The organism is Pseudomonas sp. NY15181, assembly GCF_048068055.1.
Taxonomy (GTDB): domain Bacteria; phylum Pseudomonadota; class Gammaproteobacteria; order Pseudomonadales; family Pseudomonadaceae; genus Pseudomonas.
Map to the genome: position 1 here is coordinate 177,319 of NZ_JBLUPT010000007.1, position 17,554 is coordinate 194,872.

Genomic DNA, 17,554 nt, shown 5'->3' on the forward strand with positions numbered 1-17,554 from the left:
CCTCATGGCGCCTGGTGGCGCCCGCTGGGTTCAGGTTGTCGGGGCGTGTTCGCCGCCTGGGCGGGCAGGGGGCGAACACTGGGTCATGGGTTTTCCTCGAAGTTCACGCTCGGCGCCTTGCGGCGGAAGCCGCCGGTGTGCACCGCCAGGTAGGTGAAGCCGACGGCGAACCAGCTCAGGCCGACGATCAGGGTCAGCTGCGACAGGCTGGTCCACAGCCACAGGGTCAGGCACAGGCCGATGAAGGGGATCAGCCCGTACTTCAGCAGGTTGCCGGCGCCACGGCGGCGCTCGACGCCCAGGTAGGTGCGGATCACCGCCAGGTTGACCACGGAGAAGGCCACCAGCGCACCGAAGCTGATCATCGAGGCCAGGGTGGTCAGGTCCAGCACCACGGCCAGCAGGGAGATCACCGAGACCACCAGGATCGCCACCACCGGAGTCTGGAAGCGCGCGTGCAGGACGCCGAACAGGCTGCGCGGGAGGATGCCGTCGCGGCCCATGGTGAACAGGATGCGCGACACCGATGCCTGCGACGCCAGCGCCGAGCCGATGCAGCCGGCGATGTAGGCGGCGGTGAAGAAGTTGGTCAGGAACTGCCCGCCGGCCTTGAGCATCACCTCGTTGGCCGCCGAGTCGGCGTTCTGGAACACGCTGCCGGGGAACACCAGCTGGCTGATCACCGCCAGCAGGGTGAACATCAGGCCGGCGATCACGGTGGTGATGATGATCGCGCGCGGGATGTCGCGGCGGGCGTCACGGGTTTCCTCGGCCATGGTCGAGACCGCGTCGAAGCCCAGGAACGACAGGCACAGCACGGCGGCGCCGGCCATCAGCGGAGCGAAGCCGGGTTTGCTGCCGTCGCCGGTGAAGGGCAGCGCCAGGTCCAGGACCGGGGCGCCGGCAAGGCTTTTGAACGACATCGCCACGAAGACCACGATGAACACCAGCTGGGCGCCGACGATGATGTTGCTCATGCCGGCCACCTGGCTGATGCCGACCACGTTGAGCACGGTGACCAGGGCGATGGAGCCGACCACGAAGACCCAGGCCGGGATTTCCGGGAAGGCGATGTTCATGAACAGGCCGATGAGCAGGTAGTTGATCATCGGCAGGAACAGGTAGTCGAGCAGCAGCGACCAGCCGGACAGGAAGCCGACTGCCGGGCCGAAGCTCAGGCTGGTGTAGGAGTAGGCCGATCCGGAGATCGGGTACTTGCGCACCATGAAGCTGTAGGAGGCGGCGGTGAAAAGCATCGCCAGCAGGGTGATCAGGTAGGCCGTGGCGGTACGACCGCCGGTCATCTCGGTGACCACGCCGTAGGTGGTGAACATGGTCAGCGGGACCATGTAGACCAGGCCGAAGAAGACCAGGGCGGGCAGCCCCAGTACGCGTTTCAGGCGGGCGTCGGCGGAGGCCGCGTCACCCTGGGTGATGTGTGCAGTGCTGGCGCTGTGTTGGCTGGCCATGGGGATTCCTCGCGATTGTTCTGGCTCTTGTATAGGGCGCGATTGGACGGCGTTCGGTGGCCGTCGGGATGTCGTCGGCTACGGCTCAGCCGCAGCAGTGACGACGGGCGAGGAATGAAGGGCTGTGCTGCAGGGTGACGCAAAAGCTGGTCATGGGCGTTCTCGGGGACTTTGTTCTTGTGGATAACGCGCTCGCGTTCCCTTGGGATATTCCCGCGCCACTGATTGTGGCGCCGGAGCTGGCCGCCTTTCCTGCCGCTCCCTGCGCGAGCCGCCCGACTCTAGCAACGGAGGTGGCCGGGCAGAACCCTGCAAAGGGTCAAAAAGGGATCGAAATGGCCAAAATGACTGTCAGAAATACCCGGCGCGCACCGCCGCACCGGGTATTCTCCGGGTCATTTCTTCAGCTTGGTCCACACCTTGGAGCGCAGTTGCAGCGCCTTCGGCGAGCACAGCTGGAAGGGCTTCAGGCGATCGAGCTTGTCGGCCGGGGTGTTGATCGCCGGGTCGTCGAACAGCTCCTTCTCCATGTACTTGTCCGAACCCTGGATGGCGTTGTTGTACTTGGCGAAGTTGGAGGCGGCGGCGATGTTTTCCGGCTGCATCATCCAGTTCAGGAAGGTGTGGGCTTCCTTGATGTTGGTGGCGTCCTTGGGAATGGCCAGGTTGTCGATGAACAGGCGGATGCCTTCCTTCGGATAGACGTAGACCAGGCTGGCGCGCTGGGCGTGGGCGCGGTGGAAGGCGCCGTTCCATTGCTGGTGCATGGAGACTTCGCCGGCGGCCATGCGCTCGATGGTGCCGTCGCTGTTGTACATGGCCAGCATCGGCTTCTGCTTGAGCAGCAGGTCCTGGATCTTCGCCGCCTCTTTCGGGTCCTCGGTGCACTCGTTGATGCCCAGGTAGTAGGACGCCGGGGCGTACAGCTCCTCGATGGAGTTGAGCGCCACCACCTTGCCTTTCAGCTCGGCCGGCGGCTCGAAGAAGGGCTTCCAGCTTTCCTCCAGCTGGCCGCCGGGCACCTTGGCGCTGTCATAGCTGTAGCCGGTGGTGCCCCACAGGTAGGGGATGGTGTAGTCGTGGCCCGGGTCGTAGCTCAGGGCCTTGAACTTGTCCTTCAGGTTGGCCAGGTTCGGCAGCTGCGCCTTGTCGAGCTTCTGCAGCAGGTCTTCCTTGACGAAGATTTCGATGAAGCTGTCCGAGGGCACCACCACGTCATAGGCGCCGCCGCCTGCCTTGAGCTTGGCCAGCAGGGTCTCGTTGCTGTCGTAGGAATCCAGGGTGGCGTGGATGCCGGTGTCCTTTTCGAATTTCTTCAACAGCTCCGGCGGGAAGTAGTCCGACCAGTTGGCAAAGTGCAGGGTGCCTTCGGCGTGGGCGCTGCCGGCCAGCAGCAGGCTGGCGGCGAGGACCGTGCGGGCAATGGGGGTACGGCGGAATTTCATCGGTGAAGCTCCTTGCAATGTTGTTTTGTGTGGCGGCAGGAGGTCAGCGGCGACGCTGGCCGACGTAGTACGACAACGCAACGAACGCGATGGAAATCAACAGTATTATTGAAGAAATGGCGTTGATCTTCGGGGAAATCCCCATGCGGATGGAGCTGAAGATGTACACCGGCAGGGTGGTGGCCCCGGCCCCGGCGACGAAGTAGGTGATGACGAAGTCGTCCATCGAGATGATGAACGCCAGCATCGCCCCGGAGAGGATGCCCGGCATCAGCAGCGGGAAGGTCACCTTCCAGAAGGTCTTCCAGGGCGAGGCGTAGAGGTCCGCCGCCGCTTCGGCCAGGCGCGGGTCCATGCCTTCGAGGCGGGCACGGATCGGCAGGTAGGCGAAGGGGATGCAGAACACCACGTGCGCCAGCAGGATGGTGAACAGCGACAGCTTCAGGCCGATGAAGGCGAAGAACATCAGGGTCGCCACGGCTGTGACGATCTCCGGCACCAGCAGCGGCAGGCCCAGCACGCCGCTCATCAGGCCCTGCCCACGGAAAATCCGGCCGCGCATGCCGAGGGCGGCGAGGGTGGCCAGCGTGGTGGAGATGATCGTGGCGAGGCTGGCGACGATCAGCGAGTTCTTCGCCGCGCGGAGAATCTCCGGGTCGTCCGCCACCACCGCGTACCACTTCAGGCTGAAGCTTTCCCACAGCGTCGCCGACTGGCCGCTGTTGAAGCTCAGCACCACCAGCACGATGATCGGGATGTAGAGGAAGGCGAAGAACAGCCAGGCCGCGGGCCGTACGCCGGTGAAACGCCAGAGCGGATTGGCCGACTTCATGGATGACCTCCCCCGGTGCCCTGCTTGAAGCGCATGCTGTAGATCATCATCGCCAGCAGTACGAAGGCCAGCAGGGCGAAGGACAGCGCCGCGCCGAACGGCCAGTTGTGCGCCGTGCCGAACTGCAGCTGGATCAGGTTGCCGATCATCAGCGACTTACCGCCCCCCAACAGCTCGGGAATGATGTAGCTGCCCAGCGAGGGGATGAACACCAGGATGCAGCCGGCGACGATGCCGGGCATGGCCAGTGGCACGATGATCCGCTTGAGCGCCTTCCAGCGGTTGGCGCCGAGGTCGAAGGCGGCTTCCACCAGGCGCCAGTCCATCTTTTCCAGGCTGGTGTAGATGGGCAGCACCATGAACGGCAGGTAGGTGTAGAGCAGGCCGATGATCACCGCGTTGTCGGTGTAGAGCAGGCCGATGGACGCGTCGGTGAAGCCCAGCCCGTGCAGCCCCTCGTCGATCAGCCCGCCGTTGCGCAGCAGCAGGATCCAGGCGTAGACCCGCACCAGCAGGTTGGTCCAGAACGGCACCGTGACCAGGAACATCAGCAGGTTGCGCCGGCGTTCGTCCTGCAGCGCCAGGTACAGCGCGGTGGGGAAGCCGATCAGCAGGCAGCCCAGGGTAGTCAGGATCGACAGCCAGAAGGAACGCTGGAAGATGCCCAGGTAGTCGGCATTGAACGACAGGCTGTCGTCCAGGTCGCGCTCCCAGAGGAAATTGATGTAGGCCTCGACGGTGTGCTGGCCCCATTTCACACCGCCGTAGTCCCCCGGTGCCTGGACCGACACGGCGAACATGATGCCCAGCGGCAGGACGAGGAACACCACCAGCATGATCATCGCCGGGCTGGTCAGGGCCAGGCGATTGAACAGCGATTTGCGTTCGGCTTGTGCGCGCAGTGTGCTCATTCGGCCAGCACCCGGATGGCGGTGGCGGGCACGCGGACCCGTACCCGTGCGCCCGGGGCGTGGGTGGAATGGGCGCCGTCGCGGTTCTGCTGGCGCACGCGGAAGCCGCCCTGACCGGCGACGTTGAGGTGATACACGGTGTCGGTGCCGACGTAGACGATGTTCTCCACCACGCCTTCGAGCTGGCCGTCGTGCGCGAGCTCGGTACGTTCCGGGCGGATCGCCAGGGTCACCTTGCCCGGCAGGGTGGTCGCCGCCGGCAGCAGCTGGCCGTCGGGCAGGCGCACGCTGTCGCCGCTGGATTCCCCTTCGAGGAAGTTGGTCTCGCCGATGAAGTCGGCCACCAGACGGTTGACCGGCGCTTCGTAGATTTCCGTCGGCGTGCCGATCTGCATGACCTTGCCGCGACTCATCACCGCGATGCGGTCGGACATGGTCAGGGCTTCTTCCTGGTCATGGGTGACGAAGATGAAAGTGATGCCGGTCTCGTGCTGCAGGCGCTTGAGCTCGATCTGCATTTCCTTGCGCAGCTTGAGGTCCAGCGCGGAAAGGGATTCGTCGAGCAGCAGCACCTTGGGCCGGCTGGCCAGGGCGCGGGCCAGGGCGATGCGCTGCTGCTGGCCGCCGGAGAGCTGGTCGGCGCGGCGTGAGCCGACGTCCGGCAGGCGTACCAGGTCGAGCATCTTCTGCACGGTGGCATCGATGTCGGCGCGGCTCTTGCCCTGCATTTCCAGGCCGAAGGCGATGTTCTGCGCCACCGTCATGTGCGGGAACAGGGCGTAGCTCTGGAAGACGGTGTTGACCGGGCGGCGGAAGGGCGGGAGGCCTTCCATCGCATCGCCGTAGAGGCGGATGCTGCCGGAGGAGGGTTGTTCGAATCCGGCGATCAGTCGCAGCAAGGTGGTCTTGCCACAGCCCGAAGGCCCGAGGAGGGTGAAGAACTCGTTGGCGCGGATTTCCAGTGACACGTCGTCCAGGGCCTTGAGGCCTTGTCCGGGTGTACCGAACTCCATGCATATCCGCTCGATGGTGATCGCGCTGGTCATGCTGGTACCATGCAGTTAAGCAGTTGTTATTGTTGAGGTTTTACGGTTTCTGAGACCGTTTCACCTAGCTGCGGATTGATAATGACCAAGCAGCCCGGTACGCAGAACGATAGATCAGGCCAATAAGGGATAAATCAGGCCAAGTTGAAAATACCCTCTGGGATGCGGGATTTCAGGCGTCAGCGGGCTGGCGTGCAAAGCGCATTTCCGCAGGATCAGATGCGTAGGGCGTATAACGTTCGACGTTATACGCCGTTTGACCCTAACTCCCGAACGCACCGGAGCAGGCCTCGGAGCCGCAGCTTCAGGGCACTCTGAACTCAACCATGACGCCGACGATAAGTACGGTGTATCGGCGTACAACCGCGAACGGTTGTACGCCCTACGGGCTGCCGGTGAATGTCAGCCCCGATACAGGCTCGGACTCGACCCGCTCCAGCGATGGAACGCATGCCGGAAGCTCGCCGTCTCGCTGTAGCCGAGTTGCTCGGCGATCAGGTAGATCGGCAGGTCGGTGTCCTTGAGCAGTTGCCGCGCGCGGTCGAAGCGCACCTCGTCGAGCACCTGTTGATAACTGGTGTTCTGCTGTTGCAGATGGCGGCGCAGGGTGCGGGTGGAGCGGTGCAGGTGGCGCGCCACGGTGTCGAGATTGGCGGTGTCCTGCAGGTGGCTGGCCAGGTGCTGGCGCAGTTGTTCGATCACGTCGCCACGGCTGCTGAGCATCGCGCTCATGCGCAGGCACTGTTGCACGCCGTTGTGGCAGCTCACCGGGTCGGCCAGCGGCAGCGGGCGGTCGAGCAGCGCCGGGCTGAAGCACAGCGCGCTGGTCGGCGCACCGAACTCCACCGGGCAGCCCAGGCGTTCGGTGTAGGTTTCCGCGTGCAGCGGCGGCCGGTAGGCCAGCAGCAGGCGGCGCGGGCGCACCGACTCGCCGAGCAGGTCGCGGATCACCGTGAGCATCGAGGTCAGGCACAGCTCGGTGTTGAACACCGTCAGCTCCGGCGCGTAGCGGTAGCCGTCGGCGGTCAGATGGACCTCATCGCCCTGCGGTGTCAGTGCCAGGCGGAAGTAGGTGCCGAGCAGGTCGGGAAAGGACAGCGCCAGTTGCAGTGCATCGCGAAGGGTGCGGCTGGCGAGCATGCTGTAGCCGAGGATGCCGTAGGCCGAGACGTGCATGCGCAGGCCGAGGTAGAGGCCCAGGGCCGGATCGTGGTGGCAGCTCAGGGCGTTGGCGAAGACCCGCAGCTCCTGGGCGTGGGTGATGAGCTTGTGCGGGGTCAGCAGGTCCGCCGCGTCGATGCCGCTGCCCTCCAGCAGCCGCTGGCGCGGTATGCCCGCGTGATGCAGCACCTCGGTGGCCAGCACCACGGTATGCAGGGTGGCTTGCTGGCGTTGTTCGGGAAGCAGGGACGCGGGCATCGGTACACCTGTGGGGATGATCGATCGGTCTTGCGCTAACCTGACTCTAGCCTGCGGGCATTTCCCCTGCTGCCTTTAAGTTTGGCTTCAGCCCTGGCTGCGAAGCTGCGCGGCCTTTCCGAGATCGTCGAGCCCTCCATGCGCCGCCTGCTCACACCCCGCCGCCTGATCGCCGCGCTGCTGCTGGTCGCCCTGGCGCTGCTGCTCGGGCTGGGGCAGGTCCTGCGTGTCTACGAGCGGGTCTGGTTTGGCTTCGAGGAGTGGCGCCATGCCGGGGTCTGGCGCGGCAAGTCGCTGTGGCTGCCGGATTACCGCGTGGTGCTGGAGGCCGAGCCGATCGCGGGGCTGGAGGATAACGTCTCGGCGCTGACCTACGACCCCGACCGGCAAACCCTGTTCTCCGTCACCAACAAGCCGGCGCAGCTCGTCGAGCTGTCGCTGGAAGGCAAGCTGTTGCGCAAGATCAGCCTGGGGGACTTCGGCGACACCGAAGCCATCGAGTACATCAGCAAGGATGTCTACGTGCTGAGCGATGAGCACCGCCAGCGGCTGTTCCGGATAACCCTGCGCGACGACACCACTCACCTGGACGCCAGCCAGGCCCAGCAGCTCTCGCTGTCGGTGGGCAACCTCGGCAACCAGGGCTTCGAGGGGCTGGCCTACGACGCACTGGGCAAGCGCCTGTTCGTTGCCAAGGAGCGCAACCCGGTGCGCATCTACGAGGTGCGGGGCTTCCCCCAGATGCACAGCGACCAGCCCTTCGCCGTGCATGTGGTGGAAGACCTCAAGCACAACCGCAACCTGTTCGTCCGCGACCTGTCCAGCCTGTTGTACGACACCCGCAGCGGGCACTTGCTGGCGCTGTCCGATGAGTCGCGGCTGGTGCTGGAGCTCAGCGCCGAGGGCGAGCCGATCAGTTCGCTGTCACTGTTGCGCGGCATGCAGGGCCTGCGCCGCAGCGTGCCGCAGGCGGAGGGGATCGCCATGGATGACCAGGGCACGCTGTACCTGGTCAGCGAGCCCAACCTCTTCTACGTGTTCAAGAAGCGCGAGGCGGAGGCGCCTTGAGCGCCTCCGCGTCCTTCTTCAGAACTCGCTCGCGCAGGGGCGGTTTCAGGTCTCGTCGCTGACCGAGGCTTCCGGCGCATAGCGCTTCACCGCGGCCACGCCGCCTTCGGCATTAGCCTGGCTGGCATACATCTGGCTCTGGCCGACGACCTGGCCGTTGGTGGCCTTGAGCACGAAGTAGTGCTTGCCGTTGGAGGCGGTCTTCACCTCGAAGGCGCCTTCGCGCTGGGAGTTCTGGCGCACCGACTCGATGCCGGCTTCGGCCGAGGCCTTGGCCTTGTACAGCTCGCTGGTCAGCACGATCTCGCCATTGCTGGCGTGCAGGTTGAAGTGGAACTGGCCATCACTGGCCGTCTTGAGATGGTACTTGGCGGCCATGCCGTTTCTCCGTTGGGTGGAAGGTATCCCCAGCGTAGACGGCCGCGAGCGGGAGGGCGGGCGCCATCGGGTGGATGGCGCCCCGCAGGCTCAGACCTTGAGCGACTTCACGCCTTCGGCGGTGCCGAGCAGCAGCAGGTCGGCCGGACGCGCGGCGAACAGGCCATTGGTGACCACGCCGACGATGTTGTTGATCGCTTCTTCCAGCTGGACCGGGCTGTCGATGCGCAGGTTGTGCACGTCGAGGATGATATTGCCGTTGTCGGTCAGCACGCCCTCGCGGTACACCGGGTCGCCGCCCAGCTTCACCAGCTGGCGGGCCACGTGGCTGCGGGCCATGGGGATGACTTCCACCGGCAGCGGGAAGCCGCCGAGGATCGGTACCAGCTTGCTGGCGTCGGCGATGCAGATGAACTGCTTGGCCACCGCGGCGACGATCTTCTCGCGGGTCAGCGCGGCGCCGCCGCCCTTGATCAGCTCCAGGCGCTCGTTTGTTTCGTCGGCGCCGTCGACGTAGAACTCCAGCTCGCTGACGGTGTTCAGGTCGTAGACCGGGATGCCGTGGCCCTTCAGGCGTGCGGCGGTGGCTTCGGAGCTGGCCACCGCGCCGTCGAACTCGGCCTTGTGCTTGGCCAGCAGGTCGATGAAGAAGTTGGCGGTGGAGCCGGTGCCCACGCCCACGATGCTCTTGCTGTCGAGGTGCGGAAGAATGTGGTCGACGGCGGCTTGGGCCACTGCCTGCTTGAGCTGATCCTGGTTCATGGCGGACTGTCTTCTGGATGGTTGGCGCGCCGGGCGCCCGGGAAGGTACGAAGGGTCGAATTATAGCGGCCACGGCCGCCTCGGTGTTGCGCCGCCTGGCAACTGTTATGGTCATTCCCGCGCGGATTGTTCGGTGGCCCGCCCGGCGCCGGCTGGAGTAGACTCGCAAATCCTCGAAAATGCCGCCGAATGTGCCCTTCCGATGCTCGAACAATACGTCAAGAAGATCCTCACCTCGCGTGTCTACGACGTTGCCGTGGAAACGCCCCTGCAGCCCGCCCGCCAGCTCTCCGAGCGCCTGGGCAACCAGATTCTGCTCAAGCGCGAAGACCTGCAGCCGGTGTTCTCCTTCAAGATTCGCGGCGCCTACAACAAGCTGGCGCAGCTGAGCCCGGAGGAACTGGCACGCGGCGTGGTCACCGCCTCGGCGGGCAACCATGCCCAGGGCGTGGCGCTGGCGGCCCGTGAACTCGGGATCAAGGCGACCATCGTGATGCCGCGCACCACGCCGGAGCTGAAGGTGCAGGGCGTGCGCGCCCGTGGCGGCAAGGCCGTGCTGCATGGCGACGCCTTCCCCGAGGCACTGGCGTATTCGCTGAAACTGGTGGAAGAGAAGGGCTACGTCTACATCCACCCCTACGACGATCCGGAAGTGATCGCAGGCCAAGGCACCGTGGCGATGGAGATCCTCCGTCAGCATCCGGGCCGCCTGGACGCGATCTTCGTCCCGGTCGGCGGCGGCGGCCTGATCGCCGGCATCGCCGCCTACGTCAAATACCTGCGTCCGGACGTCAAGGTGATCGGCGTCGAGCCGGACGACTCCAACTGCCTGCAGGCCGCCATGGCCGCCGGCGAGCGCGTGGTGCTGGGGCAGGTCGGGCTGTTCGCTGACGGCGTGGCCGTGGCGCAGATCGGCCAGCACACCTTCGATGTCTGCAAGCAGTACGTGGATGAGGTGATCACCGTCAGCACCGACGAGATCTGCGCGGCGATCAAGGACATCTACGACGATACCCGCTCGATCACCGAGCCGGCCGGCGCGCTGGCGGTGGCGGGCATCAAGAAGTACGTGCAGCGCGAGGGCGCCAGCGGCCAGACCCTGGTGGCCATCGATTCGGGCGCCAACATCAACTTCGACCGCCTGCGCCACGTGGCCGAGCGCGCCGAACTGGGCGAGAAGCGCGAAGCGATCATCGCGGTGACCATCCCCGAGCGTCCGGGCAGCTTCAAGGCCTTCTGCGAAGCCATCGGCAAGCGCCAGATCACCGAGTTCAACTACCGCTACAACACCAACCAGGAAGCGCACATCTTCGTCGGCGTGCAGACCCATCCGGACAACGATCCGCGCGAGGCGCTGGTGGAACAGTTGCGCGGCCAGGGCTTCCCGGTGCTCGACCTGACCGACAACGAGCTGGCCAAGCTGCACATCCGCCACATGGTCGGCGGCCACTCGCCGCGCGTGTCGGGCGAGCAGGTGTTCCGCTTCGAGTTCCCCGAGCGGCCGGGCGCGCTGTTCAACTTCCTCAACCGCCTGGGCGGGCGCTGGAACATCACCATGTTCCACTACCGCAACCATGGCGCCGCCGACGGCCGCGTAGTCGCAGGTCTGCAGGTGCCGGACGAGGAGAAGCACCTGGTGGCCGCAGCGTTGGAAGAGATCGGCTACCCCTACTGGGACGAGAGCGACAACCCGGCCTATCGCCTGTTCCTCGGCTGACGCCGGGGACCAGGGCCGCGGCGGCGGGTGCTAGTCTTCGCTGAACACGGGATTGTTCACAGGAACGCATGACCATGGAAAGCTACCAGACCTTCCGAATCCTCCACGGTGTCGCGGCGGTGCTGCCGTTCCTCGCCATCATCGGCCTGGCCTGGTACGGCTGGCGCAGCTGGCGCGGTGGCGACGCCGGGAAGATCGCCACGGCGCTGCAACGCATCGGCCTGGCCGGCTGGGTACTGGTCGCCGGCAGTATCGCCAGCCTGCCGGTCAGCGGCTGGCAGATGGTCCACGGCGCGGGCCTGCCGCTGGGGCAGACCTGGCTGCTGGGCAGTGCCTGCCTGCTGATCGTCGCCACGCTGTTCTGGCTGCTGTTCACCACCCGCCTGTGGCGTATCCGTGGGCTGGCGCTGGCCGCCCAGGGTAGCGGCGAGCCGATCGCCGTGCGTGCGCTGCGCGAGTGGAAGTTCGGCCTGGCCTTTTTCGTGCTCTCGCTGCTGTGCGTGATCGCCATCCTGGTGCTGATGATCAGCAAGCCGGTCTGAAGCGCGCCTCGTGAGTTTCTACCTGCTGCTCAAGACCCTGCACATCCTCTCTTCCACGCTGCTGTTCGGCACCGGCCTGGGCTCGGCCTATTACGCCTGGCGCGCGTGGCGCAGCGGCAGCCTGGAGGCGATCCGGGTCACCTTTCGCCACCTGGTCACCGCCGACTGGCTGTTCATCGCCACCACGGCGCTGTTCCAGCCGCTGAGCGGCCTGGCCATGGCGCATATCGCCGGCTGGCCGCTGGATTCGGGCTGGCTGCTGTGGAGCCTGTCGCTGTACGTGTTTGCCGGCGCCTGCTGGCTGCCGGTGGTCTGGCTGCAGATCCGCGTGCGGGACATGGCCGAGACGGCGCACCGGGAAGGTGCGGCGCTGCCGCCGCAAGCCTTCCTCTATATGCGCTGGTGGTTCGCCCTGGGCTGGCCGGCGTTCCTGGCCTTTCTGGCGATTTTCCACCTGATGGTGAACAAGACGCTCTGAGGCGGCTCAGTCGCGCAGGCTGATCACCGGCCAGCCGCGCTCGATGGCGGTGGCGCGCAGGGTGTCGTCCGGATCGACGGCGATCGGGTTGGCCACCAGGTCCAGCAGCGGCAGGTCGTTGCGCGAGTCGCTGTAGAAGTAGGCGTCATCGAGCTTCAGGCCGGTTTCGTCGAGCCAGCGCTGCAGGCGGGTCACCTTGCCACCCTGGAAGCAGGGCACGTCGCAGGTCTGGCCGGTGTAGAGGCCATCCTTCATCTCGCATTCGGTGGCAATCAGCGTTTCCACGCCCAGGCGCTCGGCGATGGGGCCGGTGACGAAGCGGTTGGTGGCGGTGATGATCACCAGCTTGTCGCCGGCGGCGCGGTGCTCGGCCAGCAGGGCCTCGCCCTTGGCCAGGATGATCGGCTCGATGACCTCTTCCATGAACTGGCGGTGCCAGATCGCCAGCTGCTCCAGGCTGTTGCGGCCCAGGATGGCCTGGGTGAAGGCCTGGTAGGCGAACACGTCGAGGGTGCCGGCCATGTAGTCGGCGTAGAAGGCGTCGTTGCGCGCCTGGTACTCGCCGGCGTCGACCAGCCCGCGCTGGCACAGCCATTCGCCCCAGCTGTGGTCGCTGTCACCGGCCAGGAGGGTGTTGTCGAGATCGAAGAGAGCCAATCGCACGTCGAATTACCAATGGTTGCCTATGCTGAAAAGTCGCCTAGAGTAACGGCTTTTGCCGGCCCTGCACATGACGCCGCGCCTCGCGTTGCCGCTGTCACAAGCTTTGTGGAACAATGCGGGCACACGCGATTTCGAGGATGTACCGCCGTGATCGATCCCGATGGTTTTCGCCCTAATGTCGGCATCATCCTTTCCAACGATGTCGGACAAGTATTGTGGGCACGGCGTATCAACCAGGAAGCCTGGCAATTTCCCCAGGGCGGCATCAACCCCCGTGAAACCCCTGAGGAAGCGCTGTTCCGCGAATTGAACGAAGAAGTCGGCCTGGAAGAACAGGACGTACGTATTCTTGCCTGTACCCGTGGCTGGCTGCGTTACCGCCTGCCGCAACGCCTGGTGCGGACCAACAGCCAACCGCTGTGCATCGGGCAGAAACAGAAATGGTTCCTCCTGCGCCTGACCGGCGAGGAAAGCCGGGTGCGCATGGATGTGACCGGCAAACCGGAATTCGATGGCTGGCGTTGGGTCAGCTACTGGTACCCGCTGGGCCAGGTCGTGACCTTCAAGCGCGAGGTCTACCGCCGGGCCCTGAAGGAATTGGCACCGCGCCTCTTGGCGCGCGACTAGCACGCAAGATCAAGGAGTTAGACCCGGAAGCCATGCTCAACACGCTGCGTAAGATCGTCCAGGAAGTGAACTCCGCCAAGGACCTCAAGGCGGCGCTGGGCATCATTGTGCAGCGCGTGAAGGAGGCCATGGGCACCCAGGTGTGCTCGGTCTATCTGCTGGACGCCGATACCAACCGTTTCGTGCTGATGGCCACCGAGGGCCTGAACAAGCGCTCCATCGGCAAGGTGAGCATGGCGCCGAACGAGGGCCTGGTCGGCCTGGTCGGTACCCGCGAGGAGCCGCTCAACCTCGAGAATGCTTCCGAACACCCCCGTTACCGCTACTTCGCCGAGACCGGCGAGGAGCGCTATGCCTCCTTCCTCGGCGCACCGATCATCCACCACCGTCGGGTGATGGGCGTTCTGGTGGTGCAGCAGAAGGAGCAGCGCCAGTTCGACGAGGGCGAGGAAGCCTTCCTCGTCACCATGAGCGCGCAGCTCGCCGGTGTGATCGCCCACGCCGAGGCCACCGGGTCGATCCGTGGCCTGGGCAAGATGGGCAAGGGCATCAGCGAAGCCAAGTTCGTCGGCGTTCCCGGCGCTCCCGGCGTGGCCGTGGGCAAGGCCGTGGTGGTGTTGCCGCCGGCTGACCTGGAAGTGGTCCCGGACAAGCCCATCGACGACGTCGAGGCTGAGGTCGAGCTGTTCAAGCAGGCCCTCGAATCCGTCCGCGAGGACATGCGCAACCTCTCCAGCAAGCTGGCCAGCCAGCTGCGCAAGGAAGAGCGCGCGCTGTTCGACGTCTACCTGATGATGCTCGACGACGCCTCCATCGGCCAGGAGGTCAAGCGCATCATCCGCACCGGCCAGTGGGCCCAGGGCGCCCTGCGCCAGGTGGTGATGGAGCATGTGCAGCGCTTCGAGCTGATGGACGACGCCTACCTGCGCGAGCGCGCCTCGGATGTGAAGGATATCGGCCGCCGCATCCTCGCCTACCTGCAGGAAGAGCGTCAGCAGTCCCTGACCTACCCGGACCAGACCATCATCGTCAGCGAGGAGCTGTCGCCGGCCATGCTCGGCGAGGTGCCCGAAGGCAAGCTGGTGGGCCTGATCTCGGTGCTCGGCTCGGGCAACTCCCACGTCGCCATTCTCGCCCGCGCCATGGGTATTCCCACGGTCATGGGCGCGGTCGACCTGCCGTATTCCAAGGTCGACGGCATCGACCTGATCGTCGACGGCTACCACGGCGAGATCTACACCAACCCCTCGCCGCAGCTGGTCAAGCAGTACGGCGAAGTGGTCGCCGAAGAAAAGGAACTGAGCAAGGGCCTGGCCGCACTGCGCGAGCTGCCCTGCGAAACGCTGGACGGCCACCGCATGCCGCTGTGGGTCAACACCGGCCTGCTGGCAGACGTGGCGCGTGCCCAGGAGCGCGGCGCCGAGGGCGTTGGCCTGTACCGCACCGAAGTGCCGTTCATGATCAACGACCGCTTCCCCAGCGAGAAGGAACAGCTCGCCATCTACCGCGAGCAGCTTTCCGCCTTCCATCCGCTGCCGGTGACCATGCGCACCCTGGACATCGGCGGCGACAAGGCGCTGTCCTACTTCCCGATCAAGGAAGAGAACCCCTTCCTCGGCTGGCGCGGCATCCGCGTCACCCTCGACCACCCGGAAATCTTCCTGGTGCAGACCCGCGCCATGCTCAAGGCCAGTGAGGGCCTGGACAACCTGCGCATCCTGCTGCCAATGATTTCCGGCACCCACGAGCTGGAAGAGGCGCTGCACCTGATCCACCGTGCCTGGGGCGAAGTGCGCGACGAGGGCGTGGACATCCCCATGCCGCCGATCGGCATGATGATCGAGATCCCCGCCGCCGTGTACCAGACCCGCGAGCTGGCGCGCCAGGTGGACTTCCTCTCGGTCGGCTCCAACGACCTGACCCAGTACCTGCTGGCGGTAGACCGCAACAACCCGCGCGTCGCCGACCTCTACGACTACCTGCACCCGGCCGTGCTGCAGGCGCTGAAGAAGGTGGTCGACGACTCCCACGCCGAGGGCAAGCCGGTGAGCATCTGCGGCGAGATGGCCGGCGATCCGGCGGCCGCCGTGCTGCTGATGGCCATGGGCTTCGATTCGTTGTCGATGAACGCCACCAACTTGCCTAAGGTGAAATGGTTGCTGCGGCAGATGACCCTTTCCAGGTCCCGCGAGCTGCTCGGTCAGTTGATGACCTTCGACAACCCGCAGGTTATCCACAGCTCGCTGCATCTGGCGCTGCGCAACCTCGGCCTCGGCCGCGTAATCAACCCGGCGGCGACCATCCAGGCCTGACGCCGGGCTCGTGCCCTCCCGGTGGCGGGAGATACCCAGACGGTGAGGCCGGTCGCCGGCCAAGGCGAAGCTTATGGACGAGCTCGACGTCAGTCCCGGCGCGGACGCCCACGACAGTGCCCTGACCCTGCGCCTGGCCCTGGGGATCGTCAGCGATGGCATCTGGGACTGGCATATCCGTACCCATCACGTCAGCCGCACCCCTGGCTGGTACAGCATGCTCGGCTACGACACGGACAGCCTGCCGGAAAACGTCGCGACCTGGCATGAGGTGATCCACCCGGATGACTTCGGGCGCGTGATGAACGGCTTCAATGCCTACATCGAGGGGCGCAGCGAGCACTACGCCGAGGAATACCGCTGCCGTTGCCGCGATGGCAGCTACCTGTGGGTCAGCGATCACGGCCGCTTCGTCGAGTTCGACGAGACGGGGCAGGCGACCCGGATGATCGGCGCGCATCGCAATATCCACGAGCGCAAGCTGGCGGAACTGGCGCTGCAGCAGAAGAATCTCGAATTGCAGCAGCTCAACCAGCAGCTCGAAGCGCTGGTGGAGGCGCGCACCGAGGCGCTGCGCCGGGCCAACGAGTCGCTCGCCGAACAGGCGGCCATGGCCTTGCGGTTGGCCGAGATCGACCCGCTGACGCAGATCGCCAACCGCCGCCGCTTCGAACAGCAGATGCATGCCGAATGGCAGCGCCTGCAGCGCCACGGCCACGCCTGCGCGCTGCTGATGTTCGACCTCGACCATTTCAAGCGGGTCAACGATCGCCTGGGACACCCGGCCGGCGACCGCGTGCTGGTGGCCGTGGCGGACGTGGTGCGTCGGCAGTTGCGCGAGGAAGACTGCTTCGCCCGCTGGGGCGGCGAGGAGTTCATCGTGTTGTTGCCGGAAACCAGCCGCGACGAGGCGCGGGAGTTGGCCGAACGCTTGCGCCTGAGCATACGCAGCGCGGAGACGTCGCTGCCGGTAAAACTGACCGCCAGCTTCGCAGTCACCGCGATGCACCACGGCGAGGACCTGATGGCGCTGATGCGCCGGCTCGACGATGGGCTCTACCGCGCCAAGCAGCGGCGCGACTGTATCGTCACCTGCTAGAGGATGCTCACCCGCACATCGCCCAGGCGCGCGCCGCTGGGGCCGAAGCTGCGCTCCAGCAGTTCGCGGCGGCCGTCCGCGTGGACGATCAGCGCCGTGCTGGCGCGGGTGCCATAGTTCGCGCTGGCGATGAACACGCTCGACAACAGCTTTTCGGTGGCCAGGCCCACGCCGGTTTCGGGCAGTTCCGCGTCACTGGCCTGGCGGTCGTCGGCCAGCAGGGCGACGAGCGAGCCCGCCTCCGGCTGTTCGAGCTGGGTCTCCAGCGCCGAACGGGCGCGGAGCAGCTTCGGCCAGGGCGTATCCAGCGCGGCATTGGACAGCCCGTGCACGCCGGGCGCCACCGCCGTCGGCGGGCCGATGCGCGGGTTGAAGTAGCAGAGCTGCCCGCTGTCCCCGACCAGCAGGTTGAAGCCGCTGTAGTCGCTGGCGCGGCGCGCGACCTGCTGCAGGTATTCCAGCGGCGCCTGCCGGCCCTGCAGGAAGGCGGCGACCAGTTCGCCCCGCGAGCGCGGCCCCAGTGGCTGGCGCGGATCACGGACGTTGGTCAGCGCCGCGAAACGGCCGTCGGGTGCGATGCCCATCCAGGTGCCGCCCGCCTCCAGGTCGCGGCCCGCGTACAGGCCGGGGAAGTCCTCCCATGCCGACAGCGGCAGGGTAGGTCGGGCATAGAACTCGTCGCGGTTGGCCGCGACGATCAGCGGCGTGGCGTGGTCGGGGCGCCAGGCGAAGACGATCAGGCACATGGGTCGAACTCCGTAGTGTGCCGGCAGTCTATCAACATCC

General features: G+C 65.8%; 17 protein-coding genes. 7 read left to right on the forward strand and 10 right to left on the reverse strand.

All coding sequences use genetic code 11. The features are described from left to right. Positions 1–83 precede the first annotated feature (83 nt). From ACNFBT_RS17695 to ACNFBT_RS17720, 6 genes are all read right to left on the reverse strand, one after another. The gene (locus ACNFBT_RS17695; protein WP_416751491.1) at positions 84–1,469 is read right to left on the reverse strand and encodes an APC family permease; all 1,386 of its coding nucleotides are present in this window, start codon (positions 1,467–1,469) and stop codon (positions 84–86) included. 395 nt (positions 1,470–1,864) lie between these two features. Continuing rightward, positions 1,865–2,914: an extracellular solute-binding protein gene (locus tag ACNFBT_RS17700; protein WP_416751493.1), complete on the reverse strand. Its 1,050-nt coding sequence runs from the start codon at positions 2,912–2,914 to the stop codon at positions 1,865–1,867. 43 nt (positions 2,915–2,957) lie between these two features. Further along, positions 2,958–3,746 (reverse strand): ABC transporter permease, encoded by a 789-nt coding sequence (locus ACNFBT_RS17705; RefSeq protein ID WP_416751495.1) that lies wholly within the window; start codon positions 3,744–3,746, stop codon positions 2,958–2,960. After that, positions 3,743–4,657 (reverse strand): ABC transporter permease, encoded by a 915-nt coding sequence (locus ACNFBT_RS17710; protein WP_416751496.1) that lies wholly within the window; start codon positions 4,655–4,657, stop codon positions 3,743–3,745. Before ACNFBT_RS17710 ends, ACNFBT_RS17705 begins: the two co-directional genes overlap by 4 nt. Next, positions 4,654–5,703 (reverse strand): ABC transporter ATP-binding protein, encoded by a 1,050-nt coding sequence (locus ACNFBT_RS17715; RefSeq protein ID WP_416751498.1) that lies wholly within the window; start codon positions 5,701–5,703, stop codon positions 4,654–4,656. The genes ACNFBT_RS17710 and ACNFBT_RS17715 overlap by 4 nt, the downstream gene beginning before the upstream one ends. A 402-nt stretch (positions 5,704–6,105) precedes the next feature. Next, the gene (locus ACNFBT_RS17720; RefSeq protein WP_416751499.1) at positions 6,106–7,122 is read right to left on the reverse strand and encodes an AraC family transcriptional regulator; all 1,017 of its coding nucleotides are present in this window, start codon (positions 7,120–7,122) and stop codon (positions 6,106–6,108) included. A 138-nt stretch (positions 7,123–7,260) separates the two neighbouring features. Between ACNFBT_RS17720 and ACNFBT_RS17725 the strand changes: the two genes are divergently transcribed. After that, positions 7,261–8,190: an SdiA-regulated domain-containing protein gene (locus ACNFBT_RS17725; RefSeq protein WP_416751500.1), complete on the forward strand. Its 930-nt coding sequence runs from the start codon at positions 7,261–7,263 to the stop codon at positions 8,188–8,190. 45 nt (positions 8,191–8,235) lie between these two features. On the opposite strand, the gene ACNFBT_RS17730 is transcribed toward ACNFBT_RS17725, so the two are convergent. After that, positions 8,236–8,568, reverse strand: a complete 333-nt coding sequence (locus ACNFBT_RS17730) for a YegP family protein (RefSeq protein ID WP_416751502.1) — start codon at positions 8,566–8,568, stop codon at positions 8,236–8,238. Between the two features lie 90 nt (positions 8,569–8,658). Then, a complete protein-coding gene (rpiA, locus tag ACNFBT_RS17735; protein WP_416751503.1) occupies positions 8,659–9,330 on the reverse strand; it encodes a ribose-5-phosphate isomerase RpiA in 672 nt (223 codons plus the stop codon). A 202-nt stretch (positions 9,331–9,532) separates the two neighbouring features. Between rpiA and ilvA the strand changes: the two genes are divergently transcribed. The 3 genes from ilvA (at position 9,533) to ACNFBT_RS17750 (ending at position 12,067) form a co-directional block, all read left to right on the forward strand. Beyond that, positions 9,533–11,047 (forward strand): threonine ammonia-lyase, biosynthetic, encoded by a 1,515-nt coding sequence (gene ilvA, locus ACNFBT_RS17740; protein ID WP_416751505.1) that lies wholly within the window; start codon positions 9,533–9,535, stop codon positions 11,045–11,047. Between the two features lie 74 nt (positions 11,048–11,121). After that, positions 11,122–11,589 (forward strand): DUF2269 domain-containing protein, encoded by a 468-nt coding sequence (locus tag ACNFBT_RS17745; RefSeq protein ID WP_416751506.1) that lies wholly within the window; start codon positions 11,122–11,124, stop codon positions 11,587–11,589. Between the two features lie 10 nt (positions 11,590–11,599). Beyond that, the gene (locus ACNFBT_RS17750; protein ID WP_416751508.1) at positions 11,600–12,067 is read left to right on the forward strand and encodes a DUF2269 family protein; all 468 of its coding nucleotides are present in this window, start codon (positions 11,600–11,602) and stop codon (positions 12,065–12,067) included. Between the two features lie 6 nt (positions 12,068–12,073). Here the strand turns inward: ACNFBT_RS17750 and ACNFBT_RS17755 are convergent, their stop codons facing one another. Beyond that, positions 12,074–12,730: an HAD family hydrolase gene (locus tag ACNFBT_RS17755; RefSeq protein WP_416751510.1), complete on the reverse strand. Its 657-nt coding sequence runs from the start codon at positions 12,728–12,730 to the stop codon at positions 12,074–12,076. 147 nt (positions 12,731–12,877) lie between these two features. Between ACNFBT_RS17755 and ACNFBT_RS17760 the strand changes: the two genes are divergently transcribed. The 3 genes from ACNFBT_RS17760 to ACNFBT_RS17770 all read left to right on the forward strand — a co-directional run bounded on the left by ACNFBT_RS17760 (position 12,878) and on the right by ACNFBT_RS17770 (position 16,768). Beyond that, positions 12,878–13,357 carry an RNA pyrophosphohydrolase gene (locus ACNFBT_RS17760; RefSeq protein ID WP_416751512.1) on the forward strand — a complete coding sequence of 160 codons (480 nt, stop codon included), beginning with the start codon at positions 12,878–12,880 and terminating at the stop codon, positions 13,355–13,357. A 32-nt stretch (positions 13,358–13,389) separates the two neighbouring features. After that, complete coding sequence (gene ptsP, locus ACNFBT_RS17765) at positions 13,390–15,669, forward strand: phosphoenolpyruvate--protein phosphotransferase (protein ID WP_416751514.1); 2,280 nt, start codon at positions 13,390–13,392, stop codon at positions 15,667–15,669. Positions 15,670–15,742: 73 nt separating this feature from the next. Then, positions 15,743–16,768, forward strand: a complete 1,026-nt coding sequence (locus ACNFBT_RS17770) for a diguanylate cyclase (protein WP_416751516.1) — start codon at positions 15,743–15,745, stop codon at positions 16,766–16,768. Here the strand turns inward: ACNFBT_RS17770 and ACNFBT_RS17775 are convergent. After that, the gene (locus ACNFBT_RS17775; protein ID WP_416751518.1) at positions 16,765–17,514 is read right to left on the reverse strand and encodes an NRDE family protein; all 750 of its coding nucleotides are present in this window, start codon (positions 17,512–17,514) and stop codon (positions 16,765–16,767) included. The genes ACNFBT_RS17770 and ACNFBT_RS17775 overlap by 4 nt on opposite strands. Between the last annotated feature and the right edge of the window lie 40 nt (positions 17,515–17,554).

Bases quoted from the DNA above. Each gene is read 5' to 3' on its own strand.
- ACNFBT_RS17695 (WP_416751491.1), bottom strand. From the start codon at position 1,469: ATGGCCAGCCAACACAGCGCCAGCACTGCACACATCACCCAGGGTGAC.
- ACNFBT_RS17700 (WP_416751493.1), bottom strand. From the start codon at position 2,914: ATGAAATTCCGCCGTACCCCCATTGCCCGCACGGTCCTCGCCGCCAGC.
- ACNFBT_RS17705 (WP_416751495.1), bottom strand. From the start codon at position 3,746: ATGAAGTCGGCCAATCCGCTCTGGCGTTTCACCGGCGTACGGCCCGCG.
- ACNFBT_RS17710 (WP_416751496.1), bottom strand. From the start codon at position 4,657: ATGAGCACACTGCGCGCACAAGCCGAACGCAAATCGCTGTTCAATCGC.
- ACNFBT_RS17715 (WP_416751498.1), bottom strand. From the start codon at position 5,703: ATGACCAGCGCGATCACCATCGAGCGGATATGCATGGAGTTCGGTACA.
- ACNFBT_RS17720 (WP_416751499.1), bottom strand. From the start codon at position 7,122: ATGCCCGCGTCCCTGCTTCCCGAACAACGCCAGCAAGCCACCCTGCAT.
- ACNFBT_RS17725 (WP_416751500.1), top strand. From the start codon at position 7,261: ATGCGCCGCCTGCTCACACCCCGCCGCCTGATCGCCGCGCTGCTGCTG.
- ACNFBT_RS17730 (WP_416751502.1), bottom strand. From the start codon at position 8,568: ATGGCCGCCAAGTACCATCTCAAGACGGCCAGTGATGGCCAGTTCCAC.
- rpiA (WP_416751503.1), bottom strand. From the start codon at position 9,330: ATGAACCAGGATCAGCTCAAGCAGGCAGTGGCCCAAGCCGCCGTCGAC.
- ilvA (WP_416751505.1), top strand. From the start codon at position 9,533: ATGCTCGAACAATACGTCAAGAAGATCCTCACCTCGCGTGTCTACGAC.
- ACNFBT_RS17745 (WP_416751506.1), top strand. From the start codon at position 11,122: ATGGAAAGCTACCAGACCTTCCGAATCCTCCACGGTGTCGCGGCGGTG.
- ptsP (WP_416751514.1), top strand. From the start codon at position 13,390: ATGCTCAACACGCTGCGTAAGATCGTCCAGGAAGTGAACTCCGCCAAG.
- ACNFBT_RS17770 (WP_416751516.1), top strand. From the start codon at position 15,743: ATGGACGAGCTCGACGTCAGTCCCGGCGCGGACGCCCACGACAGTGCC.
- ACNFBT_RS17775 (WP_416751518.1), bottom strand. From the start codon at position 17,514: ATGTGCCTGATCGTCTTCGCCTGGCGCCCCGACCACGCCACGCCGCTG.